General features: G+C 30.9%; 12 protein-coding genes and 1 pseudogene. 6 read left to right on the top strand and 7 right to left on the bottom strand.

The features are described 5' to 3' along the window. Nucleotides 1–20: 20 nt before the first annotated feature. From KI369_RS11450 to KI369_RS11430, 5 genes and pseudogenes are all read right to left on the bottom strand, one after another. Nucleotides 21–1,646 (bottom strand): tyrosine-type recombinase/integrase, encoded by a 1,626-nt coding sequence (locus KI369_RS11450; RefSeq protein ID WP_033695614.1) that lies wholly within the window; start codon nucleotides 1,644–1,646, stop codon nucleotides 21–23. After that, a complete protein-coding gene (locus tag KI369_RS11445; RefSeq protein ID WP_033695616.1) occupies nucleotides 1,618–3,846 on the bottom strand; it encodes a tyrosine-type recombinase/integrase in 2,229 nt (742 codons plus the stop codon). Before KI369_RS11445 ends, KI369_RS11450 begins: the two co-directional genes overlap by 29 nt. Before the next feature lie 9 nt (nucleotides 3,847–3,855). Continuing rightward, complete coding sequence (locus tag KI369_RS11440) at nucleotides 3,856–5,007, bottom strand: tyrosine-type recombinase/integrase (protein WP_017561196.1); 1,152 nt, start codon at nucleotides 5,005–5,007, stop codon at nucleotides 3,856–3,858. A 131-nt stretch (nucleotides 5,008–5,138) separates the two neighbouring features. Beyond that, nucleotides 5,139–5,489: pseudogene (locus tag KI369_RS11435) on the bottom strand (Y-family DNA polymerase); the annotation flags it as partial. Nucleotides 5,490–5,713: 224 nt separating this feature from the next. Next, a complete protein-coding gene (locus KI369_RS11430; protein WP_000273950.1) occupies nucleotides 5,714–6,085 on the bottom strand; it encodes a DUF2538 family protein in 372 nt (123 codons plus the stop codon). Nucleotides 6,086–6,269: 184 nt separating this feature from the next. On the opposite strand from KI369_RS11430, the gene KI369_RS11425 reads away from it, so the two are divergent. After that, on the top strand, nucleotides 6,270–6,509 hold the full coding sequence (locus tag KI369_RS11425) for a helix-turn-helix domain-containing protein (RefSeq protein WP_000899536.1): 240 nt from the start codon (nucleotides 6,270–6,272) through the stop codon (nucleotides 6,507–6,509). Between the two features lie 36 nt (nucleotides 6,510–6,545). After that, on the top strand, nucleotides 6,546–6,683 hold the full coding sequence (locus KI369_RS11420) for a YueH family protein (protein WP_154698455.1): 138 nt from the start codon (nucleotides 6,546–6,548) through the stop codon (nucleotides 6,681–6,683). Between the two features lie 265 nt (nucleotides 6,684–6,948). Here the strand turns inward: KI369_RS11420 and KI369_RS11415 are convergent, their stop codons facing one another. After that, complete coding sequence (locus KI369_RS11415) at nucleotides 6,949–7,695, bottom strand: hypothetical protein (RefSeq protein WP_000355316.1); 747 nt, start codon at nucleotides 7,693–7,695, stop codon at nucleotides 6,949–6,951. Between the two features lie 471 nt (nucleotides 7,696–8,166). Between KI369_RS11415 and KI369_RS11410 the strand changes: the two genes are divergently transcribed. From KI369_RS11410 to KI369_RS11395, 4 genes are all read left to right on the top strand, one after another. Then, nucleotides 8,167–8,433 carry a hypothetical protein gene (locus tag KI369_RS11410; RefSeq protein ID WP_001045035.1) on the top strand — a complete coding sequence of 89 codons (267 nt, stop codon included), beginning with the start codon at nucleotides 8,167–8,169 and terminating at the stop codon, nucleotides 8,431–8,433. A gap of 335 nt (nucleotides 8,434–8,768) precedes the next feature. Beyond that, nucleotides 8,769–10,409, top strand: coding sequence for a peptide ABC transporter substrate-binding protein (locus KI369_RS11405; protein ID WP_000475303.1), 1,641 nt, complete (start codon nucleotides 8,769–8,771; stop codon nucleotides 10,407–10,409). A 212-nt stretch (nucleotides 10,410–10,621) separates the two neighbouring features. Next, nucleotides 10,622–11,845, top strand: coding sequence for an AimR family lysis-lysogeny pheromone receptor (locus KI369_RS11400; RefSeq protein WP_212956016.1), 1,224 nt, complete (start codon nucleotides 10,622–10,624; stop codon nucleotides 11,843–11,845). Beyond that, entirely contained in the window at nucleotides 11,842–11,997 is a 156-nt protein-coding gene (locus tag KI369_RS11395) for a hypothetical protein (protein WP_000721800.1), read from the top strand. The genes KI369_RS11400 and KI369_RS11395 overlap by 4 nt, the downstream gene beginning before the upstream one ends. Nucleotides 11,998–12,199: 202 nt before the next feature. Here KI369_RS11395 and KI369_RS11390 read toward each other — a convergent pair. Next, the coding region (locus KI369_RS11390; protein ID WP_212956015.1) for a tyrosine-type recombinase/integrase at nucleotides 12,200–12,952 on the bottom strand (753 nt) is incomplete at its 5' end.

Below are 12,952 nucleotides of genomic sequence, written 5' to 3'. Positions count from 1 at the left end.
CTTTCAATAAATTTTAGATTTCATTTATCTACATTATCTTTTTGATACTGCTCTATACCTTTTTCACATATCTCGATTATTCTTTCTAAATAACTAACATTGCGTATGGCATTTTCCAATTGAGAGGCTCTTCTTGTATCCGTACCAACCCTTTCAATTACAGCTTGCCAGTACTCATGTTCCTTTTTGTAATCATGATAATAATCAGCTTTTGGAATAAACCATTCACATGCATAGCATTCAAAAAGTATAGAAGTGCCTTTAGGATTGCACCCAGATATATCACCACATATTCCAACACCCTTTTTTCCATTTGCTTCCCATGTTAAGTATTTGTTTACATCCTTTGATAAGAAGTTTATCGTTTGATTATCAAGATTCATAATTCTTCCTTTAAATGATACTGCATTATTTTTTCCATTGTTTAGTTCACTCATATTTAAATGAACTTCTTTTTGTCTCTCTTTTAATTGATGTAAGTAATGAGAGGGCATGTTTATATTTTTATGACCTGTTAACTTGACTATTTGTTCCATGGTGTAACCAACTTGATACATTCTATCTGTAACTGCATTATGCCTGAACTGGTGAGACGTTACAGTACATGAATTTCCATCTTCATCAACAATGCCAATAATTACAGCAAGACTTTTTAGGTATCTATTCATTGTAATATTGTTTAAATTTCTTACAAATTTATATCTCTTATCATATCTAATATCCACATTACCATTACTATCATTATGTAGTGTCAGATATCTTCCAATGAACAAATAATCTTTTTTATCCCCCTCGTTTAAAGGATAATTTATCAAAAGTTTTTCAGTTTGTAATTTTAATTGTTTAATTAGTTCCACCACAAATTTTCCATGCCCAGAATAAATAATTGGTATCGCTTTCATTTCAGGTTCATGATAACCGCCATTTTGCTTAAAGGTAGGAATGCTAATTGTATATTCGCTATAAAAAGTTTTTAAACAATTTCTTTTCATACTTAATATCTCAGTTCCTCTATTTGGGAATGATCTTATTAACCAATAAAAAGTACGAAATTCTAGAGGAATATTCACGTCCATATTTTTCATTATTCTGTCCATCTTTTGGATGGCAGCAGGGGGGATAGTCCTATTTTGAGGGTTTTGAACCTGTTTAAAAGGATTTATAGATTTTGTTGGAACAGTATTAGGGAGCTCCGGAAACCCTTTAAGGCTTTTAAAAAAATCGCTAATTGCTCTATAGAGGGCACTTTTAATATTTGGCTTGTAGTTATTATCAATACTAATTGTGTATTCATACGCATTAATAATATCCCGATTTATATTTTTTATCGTTATTCCTGGATAGTTTTCATTTAAAAAATGTATAAAGGCTGTAATATAATATATTTTTTGTTGGATGCCGAAAATAGAATGGTTTTTAATTAATGCATAATATTTTAATAAACTTTTGTAGGGTTCATTGACCTTATGAAATCTTACTACATAGTAAAATTTAGCTCTTGAATCCTTATGTTTGTGATTGTAATACCAAACATCATCAGTAAAATCAAAGTCTCCCAATTGTGGAATTTTATCTATAAGTCGTTGTCTTAGATTGTCATCATATAATGGAACTGTACTAATTGTGGAGATAACGCTTTTGTTCATCTTCCGATAACCTCTCTTTTATAAACTTTTCTAGTTTTTGAATTGTGTCACCGTATATTTGTAATAAATTTATCTCTGCTTGATATTCCCTATAATCTTTCCAGTCATCAATTTTATTTTCAATCATAACTTTTATCCATTCGTCTAAATAAGTTTGTTGTTCGCTATATAGTGTTTTCCACATGGACAACTTCTGAGGCCCTGTTATCAACATTTTGCATCCTACACATTTCTTTTTGTGACATGGACCAAATGATACATGTTTTATACAGGTTCCGTGCCCCTCAGGCGTATTTCTAGATCCAAGCATAATTTCATCTTTTAAATTTTTAAATTCTGATGGACTATACCTATCCTTAATATCTAAATCTAAATTACTGAACATAATGTCGAAGTATTCAGCATCTAATTCAGCAATTTTCATAAGTTCAATATCATGATAATGTTTCATAGTAGATTTCGAATCTAAATGTGTTAGCCAATCGCTGACTTCCTCTACAGTTGCTCCATTTGTAAACAAATTAACAGCTACAGTTTTTCTACATTGATGATGAGTATATTTCCACAATACTCCATCTCGATCACATATATTATATTTATGAATTAACCCATTAATTGCACGGGATATTTCTTGATTAGAATATAGTTTAACTCCCTTTGGTGTATTTTTTAGAAATATTTTATTTTCTTTGTTAATTTCTCTTAAATCTTTTGTATCTTTAATTTGTTGATTAATAACATTTATTAAATTTGTATCATTAATAGGAAGATAATGATAATCTTCAAGACCAAGTTTTCTTCGATACTGTAAAGTTTTATGCGGAATAAATTTAAGGTAATAAACACTATCTTTAGTGTCATAAATAACGCAATCTTCTTTCAAATTAATAACTTCACTAATTCTAATTCCCGTGTTCATCATAATAGTCCATGCAGCCTGAACAAATCGAGGTAGCTCATTTAGCTTTTCTTTTAACATCTTTATAACTTCTTCAGGAATATAGGAAGTGCTCTCGGAAAATGCTTCTACATTATGTAGAATTATCGCTCTAAAAGGATTGTCTATAGAATTTTTTTCTTTCTTTTTAACTATCCAATCAAATACTAGTCTACATTCAGAGATGCAGCTTTGTATTGTTTTAATATTATAATTGGTACCGGTTCTACTGTGTATCTGTTGTAAAATATCAATAATTTGTTGTACTTGAATTACATCTATATCTAAGAAAGAAGAGTATTTATTGTATTGTATTTTATTCAATGCTACTCCTAGCATTTGAATATACCTAAATCTTCTAGTAACGCCTTTCAAATTCTCTCCCATTTGTATATGGGCATGTAGGTATTTTTTTAACTCTACTTTTATTAGACCATCTAAAAATGTCCAATCCAACTTTCTGGTTATTGGAATTTGTATATCTATATCAATAATTAGCCAAATATCATCAGAGAAAGAATATTTATGTGTTTTCAATTTTTCTGTTAAATAAGCTTCTAGTTGTTGAAAGATAGGCTGTATAAAATATCGAAAATCTATATTGTTCATAACAAGCGAGTTAATATCACTAATTCCTAATGCAAAAATCCCAAATTTTTTTCTATTAAAAAATAAGTGTTCATCTATATATATCTTTCCAAGTCGAATTAGATAATTAGAACAAACTTCTTTCAAGTCAGTGTATAAAAGTTTGCTTCTCATATAATCTGGAAATGAATTTAAAATTCTTTTCACACCTTTTATTCGTAAATCAACCAAAGCATTTTTTAAATCATTTTTTAATTGAGTATAAAATGATTCTATATTTTCTTTTATAATATGATTCTGGTTTCCAGTATGGATATGCTCCCCAATTAAAAATTTAATAATTCCTTGCTTACTAATTACTTTTGCTTTGGAATAAAATTCCCTATAAATCAACTTCAAAAGATCTGAAAACTCATTGTAAAAAATCTTTTCTGCGATATTCAATACATTATTTGCTAGTAATGGACTCCTTATGGCACGTTTAAATAGTTTTATATCCTTGTTTTCTAAAGCATATTCTATGTCATTCACTAAAACTTCTAAACATTCCATAGGGGTAAAACCTGGGTTATCTAAATATAAATTTTTTGACCAATACAATTTAATCTCATAACCATTAATTTCGTAAATACCCTGCGTTGGTGATATGTTCCTTAATATTTTTACATTAGCCATTGTTCGCTCCTATTCATCACTCTGCTTGATTACTATAGTTCTAATTTTATCCATTACTTTTTTTCTCTGCTTTTTTGTGTAGCCTTTCTCATATACTTTTAAACTTCTCACACTAGACCAACCTAATTCTTCTAATATTAATCCCTCCGTCACACCTAATTCTGGGTGCTCTCTCATAATCTCAACCAATTCTTGGGCCCTAGTGCTTCGTCCACTATGTGTTCGAATTTCGGAACGTTTCATCCCAGATTTTTCAGCAGCACTTTTTAAAATATGTAAGAAATTACGTGCTTTTAATGGCTCTCCTTTATACTTTCCCTTGTGATTTAAAAATAAATATTCACTATAATAAATATCTGATTTTCTTCGTTCATTTTCTTTGTATATTTGTATTTGTTCAGAAAGAGTTTCATATATCGGTACATCTCTTTCTTTCGTTTTTGCTTTAGCTTGATTTTTAATGTTGTCTCTCTTTATGACTGATAACCAATTATTATGGGGATCAAAGTCCCCTAATCTTAAACCTAATATTTCACCTATTCTCATACCGGTTTCAACACTAATTTGAAAAATTAATTTATCGCGCAATGTTGGTAAAAACTTAGAAATATTTTCTTTTTCTTCTTCACTGTACCACTTTAGATGATTCCTTTTTTGTTTATATGTTAATCTACTTAAAATGGTTTGTTCTACATTGAATTCCCATATCTGACCATATAAAAATTTTATTTCTTTAAATTTAATATTTTTTATATCTTTACTTTCATAAGTGATAGGATTATGCATAACCTTCATGTTATCTTCTAACCAATAATAAAAACTTTTCAAAACGCTAACATTCATTTTCACAGCAGTATATGTCATATTCGTATCAACATTTAAAATTTTTTCGTTTAATCCTAAAAGTTGCTTCACATATTCTTCTATTACTCTTTGTTTAGTCACATCTTTATAATGGATATTTATCCTTTTTAAATATCTAAGATATCGTAATAAAGCATAAGCATATCTTTCTCCTGTTAGATAGCTGTTTATTGAGACAAAATCAAGCCATAAACATACTTCTGGTACAGGAATACCGTCCTCTACAATTAAATATCTTAAAATTTGTCCATTACTAGCTTTTTTTACTTTTAATCCATACGTATTTTCATGTTTCACCCTACAATTCTCACCTCATTTGCTAGTTTTAATAAATAGTGTACCAAAAGTTTTCTAGTACACTATTAAAATACCTTCTTGCTAAGCTATAAATAAAAAAAGTAAACCATTTTCTTTGGTTTACTTTAGCATAACAGAACATCTATGCTATATTGGTGAAAATCCTCATAAGGAACGTATTGCAAAGCTAACTTTGTTATGTAGTTGGAGCATTTAATATAAGTCCCCATAATTGGATTTACAACTAGAATATCTTTGCGACGAGGAATCTCGTAGAGCCTTGCCATCTTCTTTACACCCAACGCTTTTAATGGGGGTGTTGCAGCTAGAACGATTGAACCATTTCTATTCACATCACCTACTACAGCCAATTTGGTATGCATAGGATTTAATCCCATTTTGATGCAGCTTACTGAAGCGTAAAAACTTCGTAAATCAACACATAAGATGATTCTATTTGGTAGGATTGAATAGTCATACACCCTGATTCCCCCTTAAATATAATAAGAACGTAGGTTCGTTTTTTTATTATACACGAACCTACGTTCTTTTATAAAGGGTATTTGAAATAAATTAGAAAAGTTTATTTCAAAACAAGAAATTGCACAACTGATTAATGGATACAACAGGTTTTTAAATAAGCTGTTGTATCGTATGCAACAAAAATAGAAAAAACTCGATCTAAGTTTTTATTAAATAGAATTTTTTATAAAGTTACACGCCATCTTATTTTACATGCCTGAAAAAACACTTGGAAAAGTTCTTCATTATATAAAGGTAAATCCGATAAATTTACTTTATATCCGTTAAATAATGATTGTCCAGCTTTAACAAGTGGTAGTGTTGTTCCAGTAAGCGCGCCAGGATTTACTCCTTTTATATCCTCTTCAGGAGAAATCAATGCACCTAATGGGGAGTATTCTGTCTTAAATAAATTCCAATCAAAACAATTGTGAATTTCAGGATGTGCAGTTATGTAGAAAGCTGCCTCGTATTCAGGATCATCACCAGGTTCAATTTTTTTAGCATCTAATAATTTAATGTAATTCCGTTCGTGTTCTTCGCTTGAAAAATACATTTCTCCATCTCCTTTATAAATAGAAGTAAAACGATATGATTATATTTTTTGTTTTCGCCATGTTATAGCATATCCCTTGTAAAAACTTTGTAAAATTATATGTAAAAAACTGGAATGTTAGTTGTAAATAACATAAAATAAGAAGTAGAGTTACTTATAAATAACAGAAATAGGAGATGAGAGAATGTTATTTACTTTAGATGAAATTATGACACCAAGAGAAGCGTGTGATCGTTTGGGAGTTTCACTTGACAGCTTACATATGAAATTAAATAGATTGAAAAATAGTGATATGTTAAATAGATTAATTAAAGACGGGAAAGCGAAATATTATAAACCCGAAGGGAAGCAAAGGGGAGAATGGATATTTACTGTCGAAGCAATGGAGGAATTGTATCCTGGGAAAATGGTGTCCAATCTTTAACTTGAAAGATATTATAACTGAAAAGGAGAATTTCGCATGAAGAGACATACTTTTAAGGTACGAGAAAACACATATGATGTGTATATGGAAGAGGTGAGCCGTAGCGAATGTTTGATTGCTATACCTAAGTTGAATTGGTCTTATCTGCTTCTATATGATATAAGTCGATTTTAACAGTATGAAACGTAATGTGAAAAAATGATTCAATCGCTAATAAGATATAGAAGAGAAGATTTAGAAAATACAGCTGTGTTTTCACTACCGTTAGTGGTAGATAAAAAAGAGATACTATTAAGAGTTGAAAAAAATTTAAAGTACCGCATATAATTCACTAGATTCTTATTATAGGAGAGCTGCTTATATAATAAAGGAGGTACATGGTACATAATGAAAAATAAGAATAAAAGAAATCGGGAAAGAAAAGGACTCTTTGAATGAATCATGAGTCCTTTTTATCATTTAGAAGTGAAATTTGATTTGAAATGTATTCATTCATTATTGATTGGTGATAGTTAATCCAAGTTTCAATAGTCATATCGGCATCTCTAGCAAACTTTTTCGCATATTTATGTACAGTTTTATTTGTTTCTTTAAATCCATATAGGTTAATACCACCGGTGATTTCACCGATAAAATTAAATTCTTTGTGTTCACCAGGATAATAATTAAAGGCAATTTGATGGATTGTAGTGTCAACTACGTACCCTTCATAGAGAATATAAGAATGAAGTCCGAATGCACCGTTTTGATACATATTTTTAAGTATATGTTGATCGTGGAATTCATGGTGATAATAGCCTTGCATAAAGGATAATTTATTTCTGGATATTTCATTTGATTCTAATAATAAACAGTAAAGTAAAACACTTGCATAAATGCATAAACCACCGTTTTCATTGTGTTTTAAAACTTCTTTCCAGGCTGTATCCTCTTTTTTTAGAAAAGAGGATACTAGGTTATGATCCTCATATAAAGCAGCGTGAGTCAATTTTGTTAGATATAGAATCGGTTTTATAGTCTGTGCTGTGAAAAGATTCCCCGGTGCTCGTTGACTTTGATAGTGAGTGGGTTTTTGTTTTTTGTAATCATAACTTGTAAGCCATCCTTTTTTAAATACGGAAGAAATGTTTTTAACAGCTGTATTATGCGGATCTTGAGACTTGCTTATTTTCAAGGATATATCCATAAGAATCCTCCATTTGAGTTTGTAATTTCACATATCTTAGTTTTAGAGATTAATATTTACATTATATGACGGGTGCAAAATTGTTACCAGAAGTTACTTTGTTGGGAGGTAATCTCCAATCAAAAAAACCATAGAGAAATATATATTTATTTTAAAGGTAACATAGGAATATAATCTATGCATCAGACAAAAAGAAATCCTGTTGGGAATTTTAAGGATGAGTGCCGTGGAGAAAATAACACAATACATCTTCATTTAGTTTTACTAGTTCTTTCCTACTGTATTCCTCTATGTTAGTAGATGATAAGGGGATAAAAATGGTAAACTTAAATAAGTAATTGTATATTTTGAGGGCGGTCGAGTTGCTAGCCTTTCCCTTATTCAAAGAGAAAGGCTGAATTTAGTAGGTAAATTAGAGGGAACTAAATATTTTATTAAATAAAAAGAGGCGAGAAAGGATGGGGAATTAAGATGAATAAAGTTGGTTTGTTGTTAAAAGTAATCGTTACAATAGGTTTTTGGCTATATTTCTTTCCTGTAATACTTAACCCTAATAATGTTCCTTTTAGATTTCTTTTGAATACTTTCCCAGATGATATTGGAGGAACGGTTTTTAATTTCATGATTTTTTCTATTGGATATGTAGTTTATTTTTCCTTCGTAGTATTCATGGCACATAAGATAATTTGGTCTGAAACACCTAAATTAAAGAAAATACCAACAAGTAACAATGAATAAGAAATACATTCAGGTATTTAAATATACTAGTTAATGTGTAGTTTTTAAATATAACTTGGGTATTCGTATTTGTTGAGAATAATTCTGTCTATTTTACCAACATAATTTCACATACCACGTTTAAATTATTAATTAGTGATTGACACAACAATCTTTAGAGTGCTACGTTTTTAATATTAAAGTGATAAGTGGTTTATTAATTAGATGCAACATATATGAGAATAGATGCTGAAATAAGTTTAGAGAATGGAAAACTCTCTTCTGATATTCTGTAAAATTCCATATACGGATAATTTAATTATATAAACCATACATGTAGAGAGGAAGAAAGTAAGATGTTTAAAAAGGTTACATCGGTTGTTGCTTCTGTTTTATGTACTAGTTTTCTATTAACTGCTTGTAGTGGAGAGAAAGAGACTAAAAATACAGCAAAGGCAACTGACAAGAATGAAACAAAACAATCCATTAATTTACCGTATATAGCGGAGATCCCAACAATGGATGTAACAAAGGCAACTGATAGTGAATCAATGAATGTAATGCGTAATGTTTTTGAAGGTCTGTACACACTAGGAGAAGATAATAAATTGATTCCTGGAGTGGCACAATCTTATGACGTAAGTGAGGATAAAAAAACGTACACGTTTCATTTGAGAGAATCGAAATGGTCAAACGGAACGCCTGTAACAGCTGCTGACTTCGCGTTTTCTTGGAAACGTGCTGTGAATCCTGATACAGCAGCAGAATATGCATTTCTATTCTTTGATATAAAGAATGCAAAGAGAATTAATAGTAAAGAGCTACCTGTAGATCAGTTAGGGGTAAAAGCAATAGATGATAAAACATTAGAGGTGCAATTAGAGAAGCCTGTCCCTTATTTTATCGAATTGACAACGTTCGCAACGTTTTTACCCATTAACGAAAAGTATTTTGAATCACAAGCAAAGCAGTATGGCTTAGAAGCAAGCAAATTGGTTTATAACGGAGCGTTTACATTGGATAATTGGAAGCATGAACAAGGTTTTCAGTTGAAAAAGAATCCTAACTATTGGGATTCTAAAACAGTGAAATTAGATGAGATTAACTTTGATATTGTGAAAGATAAATCAACAGAAATAAATCTATATGAATCAGGTCAGCTTGACCGTGTAGGACTAACAGGTGAGTTTGTAGATAAATATAGAAAGAATCCCGACTTCAAGGAACGTTCTGAAGTTACAGTGCAATTCCTACGTATGAATCAAAAGAATGAAGTATTAAAAAATAAAAATGTTCGTTTGGCAATCAGTCAAGCAATGAATAAGAAAGCCTTTGTAGATACAGTTTTGAATAATGGTTCTCTTCCTGCAGACGGTTTTATACCAGTCGATTTTGCTACAAGTTCGGACGGAAAAGACTTCCGAAAGGAAAATGGAAAATTAGTAAAAGATGATGTGAAAGCAGCGAAGGAAAACTGGAAGAAAGCAAAGCAAGAACTTGGGAAAGAACAGGTAACATTAGAATTGCTTACAAGTGATAATGTGTTTGCTAAAAAGAATGCGGAGTACTTAAAAGGTGAATTAGAAAAGAATTTAGAGGGATTAACGGTCAATGTGAAGCCGCAGCCGCGCAAACAACAAATTCAATTGCTACTAAATAGTAATTATGATTTAGGTGTTGATGTATGGGCTCCCGATATTCCTGATCCAATCACATTTTTAGATATATTCGCGACAGATAGTAGCTATAACTTTGATAAGTATTCAAATCAGGCATATGATGAACTAATTCATCAAGTGAAAACAGATTTAGCTGGTAATGAAACTGCTCGTTGGGAGGCAATGAAACAAGCAGAAAAAATATTATTAGAAGATGGAGCGGTCGCACCATTTTATCAATCAGGCAGATCATACTTACAGCGTTCTTCTATTAACGGAATTATAACAAACGACTTTGGTGGAGAATTTAACTATAAGTTTGCTGAAATTAAAAAATAAGTAAAAAAAGGAGTCGAACATCTTCGACTCCTTTTAGTTTGCCATTTGATACACTTATGCATAATTGCATATGCAGTTATACTATTATAACAACTACAAATAACACATTTTTTGATATGCTTATGGTAAAATACCATATACTAACATTAGGTTGGAATAATATAATAAGAGATATTGCAGCATTCTTTTTTAGATTTAGAAGGGGAAATAATATGAACGAAATGCTTAAGAAAGAAGATAAAACTTTGGAACAAACATTGAAGAAATTCTTGGATAGAATTATTGATGAAATTGATTTCCAAAGAAAAAATCAAGAAGATATTGCAAAAATAGTTGGTATTTCTCCTGGAACTCTTTCTAAAAATTTAACTGGAAAAAACCAATTTGGATTTTGGAATTTAATCAAGTTACTGAATATATTATATCCGAGTGATTTTCATAAACAGAGAAAGATGTTACACACTTTCTGTTCTGTCACAACAAGTAAGAAAAACTTGAGGATTGCCATGGAATATGCGAATGCAAAAGGTGACTTATCACTTCTCATGTTATTAGTAGATCGAGAGAGAAAATCTTCACTCGCAATGAATAGAGAGTGGGCTTATGTATATGAAATGGTATTACTTAGAAGTAACGGGACGATTAAAAAGCAGGAATTGTTATCCAGGCTTGAAGACCATAAGGGGAGTAAGATAATTAAGACAATCGAGATGAAGGTCTTATGTGGTATATTAACTTACTACACTATGTATGATTTAGAAAAATACAATTCTCTGTTCGAGTATGCCGAGATGTTGCTTCCAGATATTAATGCAATTACCGATAGTTTTATTAAGTCATCTTATTTAGGTAGGATTAAAGAAGGATTAGCTTATGCCTATTTAGTACAAGATAACCTTAAAATGTCTAGGAAATTATGTAAGGAAATTTTAGCGATAGATGATCCTAAAAATTGTTTCCACCTTTTAAGAGCATCAGCACTTGCTTATATAGCAGAATCATATACCTTTGATTGTTATGATAGTGCATCTTGGTATATGAAGAAGGCACTAAAGCAGTTAGGACCATGTAATTTTGAAAGGGAAAAACAAAGAAAGCAATCAATTCTTAACACCTATGCTTTTATTAAGTTAGTGAATAAGCAAGAATTGGAGAATATTGATATATATCATTCTGCAGAAAAATCTTTTTTAGAAATTATTAGAGGGAATCACAAGAAAGCAGTTGAAATCCTGAATGATATAGAAAAGAAAAATGGTATGCTCACACCGATGCAATATTGCTATTTAGGGATAGCAAAGAATGATATTTCTTTAATTGAAAAGTCAATTATGCTACTAGAGTGCGCTGGGAATCGCTTCTATTGTAGATTCCCTAAAAAAATAGTGGTAGAATTTAATGGAAATGGTATAATGTACGAAGGTGGTGCTATATGAAGAAAATATTATTTATATTAACAAGTATCGTTTTAGCGGCAGGAATTGTTTACACCGCTGCTGGTAGTAAAGAGCAACCAAACAAATTAGTGAAAAAAGATTCAGAACAATTATTAGCTAGAATGGCTGATCCTGGAAGTGGAATGGGTTGAGCCTTAAATAATTCGAATGCGATTGTCTCAGTAGAGGCAATCGCATTTGTTGTTTTTAGGGATATTTCCTAAATATCGATTTTGAAATTCGTGAAATGTATGTGAAGAATTCACAAACTGAAAACGAGAACCGAATTGAATTGAAATTTTAACTCCTAAAATCGACACATCGAATCGAGAATCTTCCTATTATATATACTTACTAAAATAATGAATTTCCAATATCTATTGTGGCCAAGTTTTGACGTCTTGTACGTTCTCTTAAATAACGTTCCGTCGTCATAATAGACTCATGTCCTAAATAGTCCCTGATTTTTTTTAATTCAATACCCTTTTCCATTAAGTAATTAGCCATGAAGTGCCTACAAGTGTGAGGAGTAATTCTATCCTGTCGATAGCGCAGAAAAGTTAAATTTGTTTCTTCAATTTTTTTTGCCACAAGAGAAGATAGATAGTCTGCTCTATAATTTGATCCATCAGCTTTAGGGAGAAAAGCGGAGGTATTCGATGCATCTAGTTTTGTTGTTTGTTTACGTAAACTTCGAACATGGCATAAAGCATCCAATGTATCTTCAAAGATACGAACTTCCCTACTTTTATTCCCTTTACCAACTACACGAAGTAGATAGGCATTTAAAGATGAATGAAAGACCAAATCTGCCCATTTAGCAGTTGCGATTTCTTCGATTCGTAGTCCTGTTGTAGTTAACAGGAAAAATGCAGTGTAAACAAAATAGTTGGATTTTTTCAGTTCATCTAATATCTGGGTAACTTCTTCTGGATAAAGGTCACGATTGACTAGCTCTTCTTTTTTTACGGATACTTTTTTAAGGCGACTACTAAAGTTGTCTGAGAGTCCGTTATTATCATACACATATTTTAAAAACTGCTGAACTACTGTTTTCTTTTTACGTAATGTAGTGGCAGCATATTTCTTACTTAATTCATAGAAGTA

This window comes from Bacillus sanguinis, from assembly GCF_018332475.1.
GTDB classification, from domain to species: Bacteria; Bacillota; Bacilli; order Bacillales; family Bacillaceae_G; genus Bacillus_A; species Bacillus_A sanguinis.
The sequence above is the reverse complement of the archived record's forward strand: the minus strand, read 5'-3'. Positions and strand labels throughout refer to the sequence as shown.